The sequence below is a fragment of the Winogradskyella luteola genome, assembly GCF_019203985.1.
GTDB classification, from domain to species: Bacteria; Bacteroidota; Bacteroidia; order Flavobacteriales; family Flavobacteriaceae; genus Winogradskyella; species Winogradskyella luteola.
In genome coordinates this window covers 1-19,052 of sequence record NZ_JAGSPD010000007.1, presented here as the reverse complement: position 1 = coordinate 19,052, position 19,052 = coordinate 1, and the positions used below count along the sequence as shown (strand labels likewise).

Annotated in this window: 15 protein-coding genes, 1 tRNA gene and 1 pseudogene; 16 read left to right on the top strand and 1 reads right to left on the bottom strand. The window is 35.8% G+C overall.

Features of this window, described 5'->3' with window-relative positions; genetic code table 11:
* Nucleotides 1-49: 49 nt before the first annotated feature.
* The gene (locus KCG49_RS09725) at nt 50-814 is read right to left on the bottom strand and encodes an alpha/beta fold hydrolase (RefSeq protein ID WP_218546193.1); all 765 of its coding nucleotides are present in this window, start codon (nt 812-814) and stop codon (nt 50-52) included.
* A gap of 282 nt (nt 815-1,096) precedes the next feature.
* On the opposite strand from KCG49_RS09725, the gene mraZ reads away from it, so the two are divergent.
* From mraZ to KCG49_RS09645, 16 genes and pseudogenes are all read left to right on the top strand, one after another.
* Nucleotides 1,097-1,567: a division/cell wall cluster transcriptional repressor MraZ gene (mraZ, locus tag KCG49_RS09720; RefSeq protein WP_218546192.1), complete on the top strand. Its 471-nt coding sequence runs from the start codon at nt 1,097-1,099 to the stop codon at nt 1,565-1,567.
* A complete protein-coding gene (gene rsmH, locus KCG49_RS09715; RefSeq protein ID WP_218546190.1) occupies nt 1,554-2,450 on the top strand; it encodes a 16S rRNA (cytosine(1402)-N(4))-methyltransferase RsmH in 897 nt (298 codons plus the stop codon). Before mraZ ends, rsmH begins: the two co-directional genes overlap by 14 nt.
* 87 nt (nt 2,451-2,537) lie before the next feature.
* Nucleotides 2,538-2,858, top strand: coding sequence for an FtsL-like putative cell division protein (locus KCG49_RS09710; RefSeq protein WP_218546189.1), 321 nt, complete (start codon nt 2,538-2,540; stop codon nt 2,856-2,858).
* A gap of 57 nt (nt 2,859-2,915) precedes the next feature.
* Nucleotides 2,916-4,874 (top strand): PASTA domain-containing penicillin-binding protein, encoded by a 1,959-nt coding sequence (locus KCG49_RS09705; protein ID WP_218546401.1) that lies wholly within the window; start codon nt 2,916-2,918, stop codon nt 4,872-4,874.
* On the top strand, nt 4,871-6,334 hold the full coding sequence (locus KCG49_RS09700; protein ID WP_218546187.1) for a UDP-N-acetylmuramoyl-L-alanyl-D-glutamate--2,6-diaminopimelate ligase: 1,464 nt from the start codon (nt 4,871-4,873) through the stop codon (nt 6,332-6,334). Before KCG49_RS09705 ends, KCG49_RS09700 begins: the two co-directional genes overlap by 4 nt.
* Nucleotides 6,335-7,576 (top strand): phospho-N-acetylmuramoyl-pentapeptide-transferase, encoded by a 1,242-nt coding sequence (gene mraY, locus KCG49_RS09695; protein ID WP_218546186.1) that lies wholly within the window; start codon nt 6,335-6,337, stop codon nt 7,574-7,576.
* Between the two features lie 54 nt (nt 7,577-7,630).
* Nucleotides 7,631-8,968, top strand: coding sequence for a UDP-N-acetylmuramoyl-L-alanine--D-glutamate ligase (murD, locus tag KCG49_RS09690; RefSeq protein ID WP_218546184.1), 1,338 nt, complete (start codon nt 7,631-7,633; stop codon nt 8,966-8,968).
* 113 nt (nt 8,969-9,081) lie between these two features.
* Nucleotides 9,082-10,281: an FtsW/RodA/SpoVE family cell cycle protein gene (locus tag KCG49_RS09685; RefSeq protein ID WP_218546399.1), complete on the top strand. Its 1,200-nt coding sequence runs from the start codon at nt 9,082-9,084 to the stop codon at nt 10,279-10,281.
* Nucleotides 10,281-11,372, top strand: a pseudogene (murG, locus tag KCG49_RS09680) (undecaprenyldiphospho-muramoylpentapeptide beta-N-acetylglucosaminyltransferase); the annotation flags it as partial. The gene KCG49_RS09685 and the pseudogene murG, both read left to right, overlap by 1 nt.
* A gap of 408 nt (nt 11,373-11,780) precedes the next feature.
* Nucleotides 11,781-13,184 carry a UDP-N-acetylmuramate--L-alanine ligase gene (murC, locus tag KCG49_RS09675; RefSeq protein ID WP_218546182.1) on the top strand — a complete coding sequence of 468 codons (1,404 nt, stop codon included), beginning with the start codon at nt 11,781-11,783 and terminating at the stop codon, nt 13,182-13,184.
* Nucleotides 13,171-13,893 (top strand): cell division protein FtsQ/DivIB, encoded by a 723-nt coding sequence (locus KCG49_RS09670; RefSeq protein WP_369680356.1) that lies wholly within the window; start codon nt 13,171-13,173, stop codon nt 13,891-13,893. Before murC ends, KCG49_RS09670 begins: the two co-directional genes overlap by 14 nt.
* Before the next feature lie 3 nt (nt 13,894-13,896).
* Nucleotides 13,897-15,225 (top strand): cell division protein FtsA, encoded by a 1,329-nt coding sequence (gene ftsA / locus KCG49_RS09665; RefSeq protein WP_218546180.1) that lies wholly within the window; start codon nt 13,897-13,899, stop codon nt 15,223-15,225.
* 48 nt (nt 15,226-15,273) lie between these two features.
* The gene (gene ftsZ, locus KCG49_RS09660) at nt 15,274-17,202 is read left to right on the top strand and encodes a cell division protein FtsZ (RefSeq protein WP_218546178.1); all 1,929 of its coding nucleotides are present in this window, start codon (nt 15,274-15,276) and stop codon (nt 17,200-17,202) included.
* A 150-nt stretch (nt 17,203-17,352) separates the two neighbouring features.
* On the top strand, nt 17,353-17,802 hold the full coding sequence (locus KCG49_RS09655) for a GatB/YqeY domain-containing protein (protein ID WP_218546176.1): 450 nt from the start codon (nt 17,353-17,355) through the stop codon (nt 17,800-17,802).
* A 33-nt stretch (nt 17,803-17,835) separates the two neighbouring features.
* A tRNA-Arg gene (locus KCG49_RS09650) sits at nt 17,836-17,909 on the top strand.
* 278 nt (nt 17,910-18,187) lie between these two features.
* On the top strand, nt 18,188-19,052 hold an 865-nt coding region (locus tag KCG49_RS09645; RefSeq protein ID WP_218546174.1), incomplete at its 3' end, for a phage integrase SAM-like domain-containing protein.

Here is a 19,052-nt window from a genome sequence, read left to right as displayed (position 1 = left end):
TTTTTCCATAAGAGTGCTTCCTTTCCTTGGGAAAAGATTAAGAATAGACTTATAGTTTTCGTTTTTCAAGCCACCCATTCAAAATTGTATTGAATTCCTCAGGATGTTCCATCATTGCCGCATGCCCGCACTTGTCAATCCAAAACAGATCAGAATTGGGTAACAATTCATGAAATTCTTCAGCAACTTCAGGTGGAGTCACATTGTCATTTTTTCCCCAAATAATACAGGTTGGAGTGTGCATTTTTGGTAGGTCTTTTGCCATGTTGTGTCTAATGGCACTTTTAGCAATGGCTAAGGTTTTTATCAGTTTATTCCTGTCGTTTACAGTTTTATAAACTTCATCAACAATGTCTTTGGTTGCAACAGCTGGGTCATAGAATACATCTTGCGCTTTCTTCTTTATAACTTCGTAATCGCTACGCTTTGTGTAGCCGCCGCCCATAGCACTTTCGTATAGTCCAGAGCTTCCAGTAATAACTAAACCTTTGACCTTTTCAGGATATAATTTTGTATGATACAAACCAACATGCCCACCAAGAGAGTTTCCTAATAAGATAACTTCGTCAAAACCTTTAAATTCAATAAAATCTTTAAGGTAATTAGCAAAATTTTTAACGTTGGTTTTTATAAGTGACGTGGTGTAAATCGGTAATTCGGGAATTACCACTTTATAACCATTGGAGCTGAAAAAGTCAGTAACAGCATCGAAATTACTTAAACCTCCCATTAATCCGTGAAGCACAATAATTGGTGTGCCTTCTCCTACTTCAATATAACTATATTCCTTTTCTTTTTTTAAAAGGTGTGCCATCTATAAAGTTAGTGCTTTGTGTTAAAAACAAATATAACTAAATCCTTTGTAAAATAAATAGAATTAATGCTTTTGAATTTTTTTGACTCAAAATCACAGAGGTTTAGGTGTTAATAATTCCCACGCTCAAAATTTCTCTAATACACTGATGTTACTCAATTGTATGTCCTTCAAAAAAATAGAGACATAAAACTTATTAACAAAAGTGGGATTCTGTGGTAAAATGTGGTAAAATTTTCAATATATTTGAATCTTAATCGTTTAAGTGGGAAATAAAACATCTTGAATTCATTTATAGGAACATATGAGTGCAAAGCGGATACCAAAGGAAGATTAATGATTCCAGCGGTTTTAAAGAAGCAGTTGTCTGCTGCTTTGCAAGATGGCTTTGTGCTTAAGCGTGCTGTGTTTCAGCCATGTTTGGAGCTTTATCCTATGGCAGAATGGAACGCGTTGATGGCTAAAGTGAATAAACTAAATCGTTTCAAGAAAAAGAATAATGATTTTATAAGACGCTTTACAGCTGGGGTAAAAGTGGTAGAGGTTGATAATGCTGGTCGCTTATTAATTCCCAAAGATTTGATTGGATTTTCTGGTATTACAAAAGAGGTGGTTTTGGCTTCTGCAGTAAACATTATAGAAATCTGGGATAAGACTAAATACGAGAAGGCGATTGATGATGCAGCTTCAGATTTTGCCGATTTAGCTGAAGAAGTAATGGGACAAGAGGATGGTGACGATGGAATATCATAACGCAGTTTTGCTCAAAGAGACGGTTGATGGTCTAGATGTAAGGCCAGATGGAGTTTATGTCGATGTCACATTTGGTGGTGGGGGTCATAGTAGAGAGATTCTATCTCGTCTTGGAGCAAATGGAAAATTATATGCATTCGATCAGGATAAAGATGCTTTAGCAAATGCGATTGAGGATGATCGATTTGTTCTTATAAATGAGAACTTCAGATATATAAAAAGGTTCTTAAGATTTTATGGCGTGAAAGAGGTTGATGGTGTTTTGGCTGATTTTGGGGTGTCGTCGCACCAGTTTGATGTTGCTGAGCGAGGCTTTTCAACCCGTTTTGATGCAAAGCTGGACATGAGAATGAATCAGGATAGTAAGTTATCCGCTTTTGAAGTAATTAATGAATATGAGGAAGAGCAGCTTAGAGCAGTTTTGTTTCAGTACGGAGAGTTAAGGCAGGCGCCAGCTATGGCAAGAGTTATAGTCTCAGAACGAAAAAATATACCTATTGAAACTAGTGAACGCCTAAAGATAGTTTTAAAGCAATTTCTTAATCACAGAAAAGAAAATAAGGTGTTGGCTCAAATCTATCAAGCCATTAGAATAGAGGTGAATCAAGAGATTGAAGTGTTAAAAGAATTGCTAATGCAAATGCCAGAAATTCTAAAAGTTGGTGGAAGGTTGAGTTTTATCTCGTACCACTCTTTAGAGGATAGATTGGTAAAACGCTTTATAAGAAACGGTTTGTTTGAAGGTGAGCCAGAGCGTGATGTGTATGGGAATTTTGAAGTCCCGTTAAAAAAAGTGAATGGATTAATAGTGCCATCACAAGAAGAAATAAAAATGAATAACAGAGCACGAAGTGCAAAGTTGAGGATTGCTGAGAAGATATAAAGAAATATTGTTACACTGGGCGCAGTCGAAGTATTTCTGAAAGATAAATTAGAATAATAAAAGATTTCTGCCTACGCAGAAGGTAGTATGAAAAAAAACATCTATAGCATATTACGTGGAAAATTTCTAATCAGTGATGATTCGTTTAAAAATTGGCGCATCATCATTTTTATTTCATTCCTGGCCATTATTATGATAGCGAGTTCTCATAGTGCAGACAAAAAAGTACACGAGATTGCAAGACTCACTAACGAAGTAAAAGAATTAAGATCTGCTTTTGTAGATGGCCGTTCAAAACTAATGCGGTTAAAAATGGAGTCGTCCATTATAAATAAGGTAGCAAAAAAAGGAATTCAGATTTCTGAAATTCCGCCTACAAAAATTAGAGTTAAATCGAATCAGGAGTAAGCTTTGGCAACAACAGAAACCAACATATTAAACAGATTGTACTTTGTGGCAGGCTGCATGTTTGTCTTTGCATTGGCCGTAGTTTTTAAATTGTGTAGCATTCAGTTTATTCAAGGAGATGAATATAGGGCACTTGCTGAAAAACGTACAATACAAAGATTTCCTATAGAGCCCAATCGTGGCAATGTATATTCTGCAGATGGCAGTTTGTTGGCGACATCTATTCCAAAATATGATATAAGAATAGATGCTATACAGGCTAAAGATGCTGTGTTCAATGAGCATATTGGGGCATTGGCAGATTCACTTTCGGTTTACAAAGGCAAATCAGCTTCATACTACAAAAATATAATTCGTAAAGCGCGTAACAACAAAAACAGATATTTTCTCTTAGCTAAAAATATTAGTTATTCAGATTACATCAAGATGCGCAATTTTCCGCTCTTAAATCTTGGCGCGATAAAAGGAGGGTTAATCGTTGAGCAAACTACAAGACGTGAGCATCCAATGGGAGAAATTGCTGCGCGATCAATCGGGTACGAAAAAATAGATGAAAATAATTATGCCACAAGAGTTGGTATTGATGGGGCTTTTGGTGAGAAATATTTGAGAGGCAAAAAAGGGGAACGACTAAAACAAAAAATAGGTAATGGGCAATGGAAACCTATTGCGGATTATGATCAGGTTGAGCCTCAAGACGGCTATGACTTGTATACAACTATTGATGTTAATATTCAAGATATAGCGCATCATTCGCTATTGGGTCAGCTTGAAAAATATGAAGCGGAACATGGTTGCGTTGTGGTGATGGATGTAAAAACGGGAGAAATTAGGGCAATTTCAAACTTGGCGAAAACATCAAAAGGAACATACTACGAAAAGTTGAATTATGCAGTAGGGGAGAGCCATGAGCCAGGCTCTACTTTTAAGGTTATGGCTATGATGGCTGCTTTAGAGGATAAAGTGATTGATACTTCGACAGTGATTGATACCAAAAATGGTAGAAAAATGTTTTATGGTCGTCCTATTAATGATTCGGGTAAAGGATATGGAAAAATATCAGCAGCCAGAGCTCTAGAAGTATCTTCTAACATTGGTTTGGCGACAATTATTGATGACAATTATTCTAAAAAACCAAAAAAGTTTTTGGATAGGTTAAGCAAATGGAAGCTAGATCAACCGCTAGGTGTTTCAATCATAGGTGAGGGTAAGCCCGATATTCCTAGGCCAGGTGCAAGTAATTGGAGTAGAAATGCGTTGCCGTCAATGGCATATGGCTATAACCTTACGATGACACCACTACAAACTTTGGCATTTTATAATGCTATAGCTAATAATGGTGAGTTGATTAAGCCACGATTTATTCGTTCTGTAAAGTCCTTTGATAAGGATATAGAGGTTTTTGAAAAAGAAGTTTTGGTAGATAAAATTTGTTCGGATAAAACTCTATCTCAAATTCAAGATATTCTCAAAAATATTGTGATACGTGGTACAGGAAGACGTATGTATTCTGAAACCTTTTCTATGGCAGGAAAAACAGGTACTGCACGTACGGATTATGCCAACTATGAGGAATGGAGAAAGGACAAAAAATACATTTCTTCATTTGCTGGTTACTTTCCGGTAGACAATCCTAAATACTCTTGTATTGTCGTTATTCATAAACCAAGCACAAAGGTTGGTTACTATGGAGCAGATGTTTCAGGTCCGGTTTTCAAACGTATTGCCCAAAAAATCTATACAGACACGCCAATTATTGAAGAGGTTAGAACTTTAGAATTTAATACTAATGTAGTAGATCAAGATTTTGAGAATTACTACGAAAATGCACGTAAGTATAAACAGTTAATGCCTAGTGTAGTTGGTATGCCAGCTATGGATGCTATTGCCTTGCTTGAGAATCTTCAGGTTAAAGTCAAGGTAAAGTTGAATGGTAGTGGTACTGTAAAGAAACAATCTGTAGATAGGCATCAGAAGTTAAAACCTAACCAAACAATAATCTTAGAAGCATCATGATGATACTAAAAGACATATTGTATAAAGTTACCATAAATGCTGTGGTTGGTAGCACGAGTATTGCTGTTAACAAGATTGAATTCGACTCGCGACAAATAAAAACTAATGATGTTTTTGTAGCAATTTTAGGAACAGTAACTGATGGTCATAAATATATTGAAGATGTTATAAAAGCTGGTGCATCAGCTATCATTTGTGAGGCACTTCCAGAGACTCTTGAGGATGATGTTACTTATATAGAGGTTGCCAGCTCAAATCAAGCATTAGCTTATATGGCAGCTAATTATTACGAGCATCCGTCAGAAAATCTAAAACTTGTCGGAGTTACGGGAACAAATGGAAAGACAACCGTTACCAGTCTTTTATATCAACTATTTAAAAAAGCTGGCTATAAAGTTGGTCTGTTGTCTACTGTGAAGGTTATGGTGGATAACGCTACTTATAGAGCAACACATACTACACCAGATTCATTGACCATAAATAAGTATCTAAAGTTGATGAATGAAGAAGGTGTGGAGTTCTGTTTTATGGAAGCAAGTTCTCACGGTATTCATCAGAGTAGAACGGAAGGTCTAAAGTTTACAGGTGGGATTTTCACCAACCTTTCTCATGATCATTTAGACTACCACGACACATTTGCAGAATATAGAGATGTGAAAAAAGCCTTTTTTGATGGTTTGCCAAAAGATGCATTCGCCCTATCTAATATGGACGATAAAAACGGTTTGGTGATGCTTCAAAATACTGCAGCTAAAAAGTACACATATGCCTTAAAAAACTATGCAGATTACAGGGCGCAAATCTTAGAAAATGAGTTTAGCGGTTTGTTGTTAAAGGTTAATGATAGTGAATTGTGGACACGTTTAATAGGAAGTTTCAACGCATATAATATTTTGGCAATCTATGGAACGGCTGAATTAATGGGCTTGGAAAAAAACGAAATATTAAGGTTAATAAGTGAGCTTGAGAATGTCTCAGGTCGTTTTCAGTATTTCATTTCGGATGAAAAAATAACAGCTATTGTTGATTACGCGCACACACCAGATGCACTTAAAAATGTACTGGAAACAATCAATAGCATACGTACTAAAAATGAAGAGCTAATTACAGTAGTGGGTTGTGGTGGTGATAGAGATAAAAGCAAGCGACCTAAAATGGCGCATATCGCATCTGTTTTAAGTACTAAAGTGATTTTTACAAGTGATAATCCTAGAAGTGAAGTGCCAGAAGCCATTATTGAAGATATGGAAAAAGGGGTTGAGCCCCAAAACTTTAAAAAAACCTTATCCATTACAGATAGAAAGCAGGCGATTAAAACAGCTTGCCAAATGGCAGACGCTAAAGACATTATACTCATTGCAGGAAAAGGACACGAAACATATCAGGAGATTAAAGGGGAGCGCTTTGATTTTGATGACTATAAAATCGTACGAGAACTTTTAAAACAATTACAGAAATAGATGCTGTATTATTTATTTGAATATTTAGAACAACAATTCCAATTCCCAGGAGCATCACTCTTTGGTTTCTTAACCTTTAGAGCTGCTGTTGCTATTATTCTGTCATTGTTGATTTCTACCATTTTCGGGAAACGTATCATTCGTTTTTTGCAAAAGCAACAAGTAGGTGAAACCATAAGGGATTTAGGTTTAGAGGGGCAGGTAGAAAAGGCAGGTACGCCAACAATGGGTGGAATCATTATTATTCTGGCAACATTGATTCCTGTTTTGCTATTGGCAAAACTTGAAAACATCTATATCATTCTTCTCATCATTACAACACTTTGGATGGGTACCATAGGATTTATTGATGATTATATAAAAAAATTCAAAAATGACAAAGAAGGCTTAAAAGGTAAGTTTAAAGTGCTTGGCCAGGTAGGCTTGGGTCTTATAGTTGGGTTGACCTTATATTTTCATGAAGACGTAACCATAAAGGAAGAATTACCACTTCAAAAGCAAAGAGAGTTGCTTGCTGAAAACCCAAATTTACAAGAAGCCCAATTGTTTGATGTGGCAGAGAAATCTACCAAAACGACGATCCCGTTTGTAAAGAATAATGAATTTGACTATTCAGACCTAATCACTTGGATTAGTCCAAATTTGGAAAAGTACGCCTGGATTATTTTCATATTAGTCACCATAATAATTGTTACTGCTGTTTCCAATGGAGCAAATCTTACTGATGGCATTGATGGCTTGGCGGCAGGTACTTCTGCAATTGTCGTATTAACCCTAGGGATTTTCGCATGGGTTTCTGGTAATATCATTTTTTCAAAATATCTGAACATCATGTACATCCCTCAGGTAGAAGAAATCACAATTTATATTGCAGCATTTGTAGGTGCATTGGTTGGATTTTTATGGTACAATGCATACCCGGCACAAGTGTTTATGGGAGATACAGGAAGTTTAACCATTGGAGGAATTATAGCCGTAATAGCTATTGCGGTTAGAAAAGAATGGTTAATACCAATTCTATGTGGAATTTTCCTTGCAGAGAATTTATCGGTTATGATGCAGGTGAGCTATTTTAAATATACAAGGAAGAAGTATGGTGAAGGACGACGGATTTTTAAAATGTCGCCTTTACACCATCATTATCAAAAATCAGGATATCACGAAAGTAAGATTGTAACACGATTTTGGATTGTGGGAATCCTGTTGGCCATTATATCTATAGTAACCCTGAAAATTCGATAATTATTGTAATCCTGCGAGGTTTCAAAAACCTTGTAAGTATGTATTATGGATAAAATGAAGAAAGGAAGATTGGTAATATTAGGAGGAGGAGAAAGTGGCATAGGCACAGCATTACTCGGAAAATCAAAAGGATACGATGTATTTGTGTCGGACAAAGGAGAAATTAAAAAAAAGTATAAAAACGTTCTTTTAAATAATGAGATTGAATTTGAAGATAAGCAGCATACAGAATCAAAGATTCTAGATGCAGATGTGGTTATGAAAAGCCCGGGAATTCCCGATAAAGTGGATTTGGTGAAACAAATTCGTGAGGTAGGAATCAAAGTGGTTTCAGAAATTGAATTTGCTTCTAACTACACGGATGCAACATTAGTTGCCATAACCGGAAGCAATGGTAAAACAACAACTGCAACATTAACCCACCATCTACTCAAACAAGAATTAGATGTGGGGTTGGCTGGTAATATTGGGGACAGTTTTGCAAAACAAGTTCTTGAAGAAAACTATGATAATTATGTTTTGGAAGTCAGTAGTTTTCAGCTAGATGATATTCACGATTTTAACCCAAAGATTGCTATTCTAACGAATATTACGCCAGATCATTTAGATCGTTATGAGTATAAGTTTGAAAACTATATAGCTTCAAAATTCAGAATTACAGAAAATCAAACAAAAGATGATTATTTCATCTATGATGCAGACGACGAAGTGATTTCAGAATGGCTTCAGCATAATCAAATTCAATCCAAAAAGTTGCCTTTTTCATTGACCAAAACTATCGAAGAAGGTGCGTATTTAGACAATAATAAGATAATAATAACAATAGATAACAATCAAATCATTATGCCAACAGAAAACATAACATTAGAAGGTAAACATAACATTAAAAATGCAATGGCAGCCTCTACTGTGGCGCATTTACTCAAAATTAGAAAGCAAACTATTCGTGAGAGTTTCGAGAATTTTCAAGGGGTGGAGCACCGATTAGAACATGTGTTAAAAATCAATAAGGTTCAATACATCAATGACTCTAAAGCCACTAATGTTAATGCTACATATTTTGCTTTAGAAAGCATGGATGCACCTACAGTTTGGATAGTTGGCGGAGTAGATAAAGGAAATGATTATAAGGAGTTATTCCCTTTTGTGAATGAAAAAGTAAAAGCCATTATCTGTTTGGGAGTGGATAACGAAAAACTGTTTGAGGCTTTTGGTAATATGGTTGATGTTATTGTAGAAACACAGTATATGAGTGAGGCTGTTAAGATTGCTTATAAAGTAGCGGGTGCTGGTGATAATGTGCTGTTATCGCCCGCTTGTGCTAGTTTCGATTTGTTTGAAAATTATGAGGACAGAGGACGTCAATTTAAAAATGCGGTACGTAATTTATAAAAAAGTCCACTTAATTCTTCACAGGGAGAAGAAGCGATTGGGGCTAACAGTAGAGATTAATTATAACTAAAGTTTTCTTCCTTTTAGGAAGAATGTCCGAAAGGACAGATGGGATGGGAAATATATTTTCACAGATAAAAGGAGATAGAGCTATTTGGGCTATAGCCACACTGTTGGCTATTTTTTCCTTTTTACCTGTGTACAGTGCAGCCAGTAATTTAGCAGATTATGGGGAAGGTGGCAATACGCTTTCATTTTTCGTAAAACACTTTATGCATCTGTCCCTTGGGTTTGCAATTATGTTTGCGATGCACAAAATTCCCTACAAATACTTTAAGGGATTGTCAATGATACTGATTCCGGTAGTTTTGGTATTGCTGTTAATTACAATTTTACAAGGATCAACAAATACATCTGGAACCAACACCAGTAGGTGGATTAATATTCCCGTGGTGAATATGTCATTTCAAACTTCCACTTTTGCAGCCGTAGTGTTAATGGTTTATGTGGCACGTTATTTATCAAAAATAAGAGATAAATCAATTTCCTTTAAAGACACTGTTTTGCCACTTTGGGTTCCCGTATTCTTTGTTTTAATATTAATTCTTCCTGCCAATTTTTCAACTACAGCCATCATTTTTACCATGGTAATGATGCTGACGTTTATTGGTGGTTATCCTATTAGGTATCTTTTAATAATCATAGGAACTGGTATATTGTCTTTGGTGCTGTTTGTTTTGGTAGCAAAAGCTTTTCCTGAAGCCATGCCAAACCGAGTCGATACTTGGATGAGTAGAATCGAAAATTTCTCAAATGGCGAAGATACGGAAGCCGATTACCAAATAGAACGCTCTAAAACTGCGATTGCATCTGGTGGTGTTTTCGGGCTAGGTCCAGGTAAGAGTCCAACTAAATATATTTTGCCACAATCATCATCAGATTTCATATTTGCCATTATAATTGAAGAATACGGGTTAATAGGAGGGTTGTTCTTGCTCATTATGTATTCCTGGCTTTTGTTTAGAATTGTTATAGTATCTCAGAAGTCCGATACCATTTTTGGAAAATTGGTAGTCTTGGGAGTTGGTCTGCCAATCGTATTTCAGGCATTGATAAATATGGCGGTTGCTGTAGAATTATTTCCTGTAACTGGGCAAACTTTGCCATTGATAAGTAGTGGGGGAACGTCCATTTGGATGACCTGTTTAGCCATTGGCATTATATTGAGTGTTAGCGCAAAGCGAGAAGAAATAAAGCAAAAAGAAATTTTTGAAGGTGATAATCCTTTAGATATTTTAAGTGAAACGATTTAATGAGTAACTATAAATTTATATTATCAGGAGGTGGAACAGGAGGACATATTTATCCCGCGGTTGCCATTGCGGATGAGCTAAAATCGCGTTATCCCGATGCTGAGTTTTTATTCGTTGGTGCATCGGATCGTATGGAGATGGATAAAGTGCCTCAAGCTGGTTATAGGATTGAAGGTCTATGGATTTCTGGGATTCAAAGAAAATTGACGTTAAAAAATTTAATGTTTCCGTTTAAGTTATTGATAAGCCTTTTAAGATCCAGAAAAATCATAAAAACCTTTAAGCCAAATGTGGTTATTGGCACAGGTGGTTTTGCGAGTGGCCCACTGTTGCAAATGGCAGCTTCTAAAAATGTGCCTAGTCTCATTCAAGAGCAAAATTCCTATCCTGGAATTACCAATAAATTACTTGGCAAAAAGGTAAATGTGATTTGTGTAGCTTATGAAGGACTTGAGGAGTTTTTCCCAAAAGAGAAGTTAAGGCTTACCGGTAACCCTATTAGAAAGGATTTACTCGAAGCCAAAGGAAAACATATTGAAGGGAAAGATGCTTTTGCGCTTAGGCATGGAAAGCACACACTATTGGTATTGGGCGGAAGCTTAGGTGCAAGACGCATAAATGAATTAATTGAAGCAAATCTTGATTTTTTTGAAGAACTCGATGTACAGTTGATTTGGCAATGTGGAAAGTTGTATTACGATAGGTACAAGCAAAATGATGAATTGAAGCATGTTCAGGTTCATGCCTTTTTAAATAACATGGATATGGCTTATGCGGCGGCAGATATTATTATCTCAAGGGCTGGTGCAATTTCGGTTTCAGAGTTATGTATTGTTGGAAAACCTACAATTTTTATCCCATCACCTAACGTGGCGGAAGATCATCAAACCAAAAATGCAAAAGCGATTGCAGATAAAAACGCGGCCTTGCTAATACGAGAAAAAGATTTAGACGCTGAATTTCAGAATCAGTTTTCTGAATTGATTTCAAATGAAGAAAAAAGAAAAGAATTAAGTAAGAATATTGAAGCCTTGGCATTAGTGAATGCAACTAATGATATTGTTGATGAGGTTGAAAAATTATTGAAGAAAGCCCATCTTCCGTCTTCCCAGAGGGAAGAAACTGAAGATTGGTATGTAAAATTGAGGGACGAGGAAATTAAAAACTTTGGGGAAGTGCGACCGCCTTGGATTTATGCGCCTAAATCTCATCCTGTAAGTATGAGATGGAGAATGGGTGGAGGAGAAACTCATTTGTCAGTTTTATGGAAATGGATGGCGGAACAAAGTTTTACTCAGAATGATAAATTAAACTATGCATTACGATATGATCCACCACCAAGATGGATGGGTTGGGTATCAGATTTGATTTGGGATTTAGAAGATAGTTATAAAGAAGATTTTGATTTCACGCCATACTTTAAAAAACTAAAAGATTCTGGGTTTAAGAACGTGGATGATTTTAAGTCCGATTATAATGATAGACAATGGGAATAGTTAATGAGTAAAACTGATAAAATAGAGAATAATGAGAAAGTCCTTCCTATTGGGAAGGGTTTGGGATGGGCTGCTAACGTCTATTTTATCGGTATCGGCGGTATCGGTATGAGTGCATTAGCGCGTTATTTTGTAGCTAATGGAAAACATGTTGCAGGTTACGACAAGACAGCGACCGATATAACCAAAGCATTACAAGATTTAGGAGTTTATATTCATTTTAATGACAATATTGCTGAGGTTCACCCTAAATATTTGATTAAAGAAGATACTTTGGTGGTTTACACACCGGCGATTCCAGAGAATCATTCCGAGTTAAATTATTTTAAGTTAAATAATTTTCAGGTTTTAAAACGTTCGGCAGTTTTAGGAGAAATTACAAAACAAACCAAATGCCTCGCAGTTGCAGGTACTCACGGAAAAACAACCACAACAAGTATTCTGGGTCATATACTTAATGTATGTGATGTACCTGTTACAGCTTTTTTAGGTGGTATAAGCGAGAATTACAATTCAAACCTAATCTTAAACGGAACTGATGTTACTGTAGTTGAAGCTGATGAATTCGACCGTTCATTTTTAACACTGACACCAGATTTGGCTTGTATTACATCAATGGATGCTGACCATTTAGATATTTATGGTGATGCCTCAGAATTGGTAAAGACGTTTAAAGAATTTTCTGAATGCATTAAACCTAATGGAAAGCTTTTCATCAGAAATGGTTTGCCTTTAAAGGGTATTACTTATGGAGTGGAAGATAATTCAGATTATAGCGCTAAAAATGTAAGAATAGAGAATGGAAGTTATGTGTTTGATGTGCAGACACCTAACGGATTATATAAAGATTTTCAATTTAACCTACCTGGTAGACATAATTTGTCGAATGCAATAATAGCCCTGGCGATGGCTGTTGACTTTGGTTGCCCTTACAACCAGCTCGCCAAGGGTTTGGCATCTTACAAAGGTGTTAAGCGAAGATTCACATACCAGATAAAGACTGATGATTTTGTGTTTATTGATGATTATGCGCATCACCCTGAAGAGATTAATGCAGTATATCAAGCAGTTAGGGAAATGTATCCAGATAGGAGAGTTTTGGCAATTTTTCAACCACATCTTTATACAAGAACTCGTGATTTTATAGATGGATTTGCTCAAAGTCTTTCAAATTTTGATGAATTGCTGCTTTTGGATATTTACCCTGCAAGAGAATTGCCGATAGAAGGTGTGACCTCAAAATGGTTGTTAGAAAAGATTGAAAATCAAAATAAAAAACTGATTTCAAAGTCAGCATTGATAGATGAAATTAAAAAATCCAATGCACAGATTGTTTTAACCATTGGTGCGGGAGATATTGGTGAAGAAGTAAAACATATAAAAGAAGCATTTAGTGTTGAGAATTAATTATAACTACATAAAAATCATTGGCTTAATCCTTTTGGTAGGCTTCTTATTTGCGTTTTCTAAATATAGAAATGACAATAGAAAAGTTTCTAAACCGGATGTAGAATTTGTTGGAGAAAACAAATTATTTATCACAGAAGCCACTGTTAGTAAATTGTTAATACAAAATCAGCGACCGGTTACGGAACAGCCTAAAGAAATTATAGATTTGAACGAGTTAGAAACTGCCCTAAATTCTAACCCAATGATAAAGAGAGCAGAAGTGTTTATGTCAGTAAACGGTGAGCTTTCAGCAGAAGTCGAACAAAAACGACCTATTGCAAGAGTTAATACTAATGCATCGTATTACATAGATGACCAAGGGTTGTACATGCCTTTGTCATCTAATTATGCTGCTAGAGTACCGCTAGTTACAGGTAGTATTAAGAAAAATGATCTTGAAACAGTTTTTCGATTTGCTAAAGCTGTCGATGAAGATGAATTCTTAAAAAAGCATGTTATCGAAATTCGTCAGAATAGTGATAAAACGATCGATTTTAAAATTCGAAAAAGTGATTTTATAGTTCATCTAGGAACTTTAAAAAAACTAAAAAAGAAAATAAACAATTTTAAGGCTTTTTACCAAAAAGCATTGAAAGACAAAATATTAGATAATTATAAGCTTGTGAATCTCAAATTTGATAAACAAGTGATTTGCACCAAAATATAAACTATGGACAAGCATGACATATCAGTAGGTTTAGATATAGGAACCACAAAAATTGTGGCCATGATTGGTCGCAAAAATGAGTATGGTAAAGTTGAGATTCTCGGTGTTGGCAAATCCAAAAGTATGGGTGTGCATCGTGGTGTGGTAAATAATATTACGCAGACCATTCAATCGATTCAGCAAGCTGTGCAAGAAGCAGAAGCTGCGGCATCAGAAAAGATTGAAGAAGTAACCGTAGGTATTGCAGGTCAGCATATACGCAGTTTACAACACAGTGATTATATAACAAGAGCAAATTCTGAATTGGTAATCGATGAAACGGATATAGATCGCTTAATCAATCAGGTACATAAATTGGTAATGCTGCCCGGTGAGGAGATTATTCATGTGTTGCCACAAGAGTTTAAAGTTGATGGGCAAGCAGAGATTAAGGAGCCAATAGGTATGTATGGTGGACGATTGGAAGCTAATTTTCATGTTGTGGTCGGACAGGTGTCGTCAATTAGAAACATAGGTAGATGTGTTAAAAGTGCCGGATTGGAATTAGGGGGCATCACCTTAGAACCTCTCGCTTCTGCTAATGCCGTATTAAGTCAAGAAGAAAAAGAAGCAGGCGTGGCATTGATTGACATAGGTGGTGGGACAACAGATTTAGCCGTTTTTAAAGATGGAATCATCCGACATACTGCTGTTATTCCTTTTGGCGGTAATGTCATTACCGAAGATATAAAGGAGGGTTGCTCCATTATAGAGAAGCAAGCCGAACTTTTAAAAATGAAATTTGGTTCAGCATGGCCAGGTGAAAATAAAGATAACGAGATAGTCTCAATACCAGGACTTAGAGGAAGAGAACCAAAGGAAATTACATTAAAAAACTTGTCTAAAATAATTCATGCCAGAGTTGTAGAAATTATAGAGCAAGTTTATGTAGAGATAAAAAATTACGGTCACGAAGAGCAAAAGAAAAAACTAATTGCAGGTATTGTATTAACAGGTGGTGGAAGCCAATTAAAGCATTTAAAGCAATTGGTGGAATATATCACAGGAATGGATACCAGAATAGGCTACCCTAATGAGCATTTGGCAGGAGATAGTGACGACGACATTGCAAGTCCGTTATTCGCAACAGCAGTTGGTTTGGTTATGGATGGATTAAAACGTCAAGATCGTAAAAAGGCAGAAGAAGCAGAAGAAGTGCATGGTGAAGCTGAAGTAGAGCAAGGTTCTGAAACAGAACCACAAGCTGTAGTTGAAGAACCAGTTAAAGAGCGCCGTTCATTTTTAGACAAGTTAACAGAGCGTGTTAAAGAGTTTTTAGACAACGCAGAATGATAGAAAAATTAATTAATCAAAATATAGAATCACATAATCTCAAAAAGTATGAGTAATAGCAACGAATTTGGAAATATTTCATTTGATTTGCCCAAACATCAATCTAACGTTATCAAAGTCATTGGTGTAGGTGGTGGTGGTAGTAATGCCATTAATCACATGTTTCAACAAGGAATTAAAGGTGTTGATTTTGTGATTTGTAATACCGATGCACAAGCACTTCAAAACAGTGGAGTTCCAAACAAAATTCAACTTGGTGTCAACTTAACCGAAGGGTTAGGTGCAGGAGCCAACCCAGATGTAGGTGAGCAGGCAGCGGTAGAGAGTTTAGAAGATATTCGCAGAATGTTAGATACCAATACTAAGATGGTATTTATCACTGCTGGTATGGGAGGTGGTACAGGTACTGGTGCTGCGCCAATCATTGCAAAAATGGCGAAAGAATTAGATATTCTTACCGTTGGTATTGTAACGATGCCATTTCAGTTTGAAGGTAAAATGCGTAATGAGCAGGCACAACGTGGTATTGAAAACCTGCGTACACATGTAGATTCATTGGTCGTTATAAATAACAATAAACTTCGCGAAGTCTATGGTAACTTAGGTTTTAAAGCTGGGTTCTCAAAAGCTGATGAGGTATTGTCCACGGCTTCAAGAGGAATAGCAGAAGTCATTACACATCACTACACGCAAAATATCGATTTACGTGATGCTAAGACCGTATTGAGCAATAGCGGAACTGCCATTATGGGATCAGCTACTGCCTCTGGACAAACCAGAGCACAAGAAGCTATTATGAAAGCTTTAGATTCGCCATTACTTAACGATAATAAAATCACAGGAGCTAAAAACGTATTGTTGCTTATCGTTTCTGGTTCTCAGGAAATTACTATTGACGAGATTGGTGAAATCAACGACCATATTCAGAATGAAGCTGGGCATGGTGCTAATATTATTATGGGTGTTGGTGAAGACGAGTCTTTACAAGAGTCAATTGCTGTTACCATTATAGCTACAGGATTTGATTTAGATCAACAAAATGAAATTTCAAATACTGAGACCAAAAAAGTAATTCATGCTTTAGAAGAAGACCTCGTGGAAGAGCTTAGTACGCAAGAAAAAGAACCAGCGATTATTACTCCAGACATTGTTTTGGAGGAGAAGAAAGAAACGCCAATTGTAAAACATGTTTTGATTGATGAAGATGAGGTTGAGCCTAAAATAGATAATGGTATGGATATCATTCCCACTACAGATTTATTAAGGAATATGAATGTGGTTTATGATGAAGTATTAGATACTAAATCTGAAGTTGAAGTTGAACCAGAGGAGTTTATCATCACGCCAATTGAAAATAAAGCAGAAGAGCTTGAGGTTGAGTCTGAAGAAGAGCAGATAACCTTAACATTCGACTTACCACTCTCAAACAATGAATCTGAAAAAGTTGAAGAGCCAGAATCTGAAGAAGAAAAGATGTTTTTCAGTTTAGATGAAGATGTAAAAGATATCAATGTCAACGAGCCTGTGGAGATTATTTCGGTTACAGAAGTGAATGAAGAAGGGGAGAAGCGCTATGCATTGGACGATTTTGAAACTTTTGAATCTTCGATGAATATAAATACCAAAGAAGTTGAAGTAAAGGAAGAAATCGTTTTTGAGAAAAAAGTACTTCCTGTTGAAGATAATGAAGAAGCTATTGAGGACGAAATCGACCCTATGAACAGCCCAATTTCCGAACTCATTAAAGCACGTGCAGATGAGCGTAGAAAGCATATGAAAGATTTTAACTATAAGTTCAATACAGCAAAGATTGACGAAATAGAAAAAGAACCTGCTTATAAAAGACAAGGTGTTAATTTAGAAGATGCACAGCATTCTTCAGAAACCAACGCTTCTAGGATGTCTGTCGGTACAGATGATAACGATGATATTCAATTGAGAAGTAATAATTCATTTTTACACGATAACGTAGATTAATAGCAAGTTTAAGTTAAGTGTTTTGCACCATTGTCAGGCCCAAAAAGTTCCCTCAACTTTTTGGGTCTTTGTTTTTATTTGATATAAGGTTTTATCTAAAATTCACCATAACTTTTTAGTATATTCGCAAATCAATTAAATTATGAGAAAATGAGCTTACAAAATGATGTGATGGCAGCTATGAAAACAGCCATGAAGGAGAAAGATCAAACGGCTTTAGCAGCATTAAGAGCGGTAAAAGCAGAAATATTATTAGCAAAGACAGCTTCAGGTTCTGGGGAAGAGTTGACTGAAGAACAAGAAATTAAAATCTTGTCTAAAATGGTAAAGCAACGCAAAGATAGTGCAGCCATATTTTTAGAGCAGAACCGTAAGGATTTGGCATTGCCAGAGATTGATCAAGCTGAGGTAATTAGCCAGTTTTTACCAGAAGCATTAAGTGAAGAAGAGATTGAAAAAGTTGTGGTTATGACAATTGATGAGGTAGGGGCAGAAGGTATGAAAGATATGGGTAAAGTTATGGGGATCGTTTCCAAACAACTTGCTGGCCAAGCTGATGGTAAAACCATTTCTACTATAGTGAAAGCTAAGTTGTCTTAATATAACATGAGATCCCTGCGAAAGCAGGGATTTGGCCTCGTAGTTCAACTGGATAGAATATCAGATTTCGGCTCTGAGGGTTGGAGGTTCGAATCCTCTCGAGGTCACTAAAATAGGTTCAATTAAATTCATTACCCCGTGTTTCGTAGGAAACACGGGGTTTTTGTTTTCAGTTGGATTCGGTAAAACACATAAAATGTTTCACTATTGTTTCACCAAGTGAGACATGTTTCACCAAAATTTGGATTTTGGTCAAATATTTGGAAATAATTTGATTGTGTTTTGGGCTGTAGCTTGCAACTAGATTCTATTGAATTTAGTTGATGTCATTTTTTTGTTCCACAATTTTTTAAAAAAATCAGTAACCTTTAAAAATTTAAAAATTATGGCAACAACATTAAAGTTTTACATCAAAGCCCCTAAAAAGTTAGAACAAGGCAAGCGTTATCCTTTTTATCTGAGAGTCCTTCATAACCGCAAAAAAGCGGAAGGAAAAACAAGTTTAACTCCAATTATCGGATCTGAAATTGATAATTGGATTGAAACGAATCAGCGTTTTAATTCAAAAGACAAAAAATATCTTAGTTATAATCTTTTTCTCAATGAAGTCGAAAATGAATTTCATCATTATTTAAGAGATCATAAAACACAAATGGCAACTAAAACACCTCACGAAATTGTTAATCATTTATTAAACAGAGTTAAAATGGATGAGACAATAACAATTCTCCAAGCTGTAAACCATTTTTACGAGTATGATATTCTTCCTGATGTGGATAAAGCTCCTGGAACAAAAAACAATTACAAAAGATCAGTTACTCATTTTTCTAACTTTTTAAAACATACAAAGCTTGATAGATTGCATGTGACAGAGTTCAAAAGACAACACGCGTCCAAGTTTATTGCTTACTTAAAGAAACCAAACAAAAAATATAATAAGATCGCTTTAAATGGTCAATCGGTTCATAGTGTAATTAAGAATATAAAGCCATTTTTTACAAAACTATTTTTGGAGGAAGAGATTACCAGAAACCCATTTTTGGGAATCAAGACCACTTTTAAGCGAACAGAAAAACCTCGTTTAACCAATGATAATTTTAAAAGCATTATCGAACTTGGCTTGTCAAATAATGCAAAGCTGGATGTGTATCGTGATCTATTTGTTTTTCTATGCTATACAGGTTTGAGTTACTGTGATTCTACTGATTTAAGATATTCCGATATCAAGAATGGATATTTTAGTATTCAAC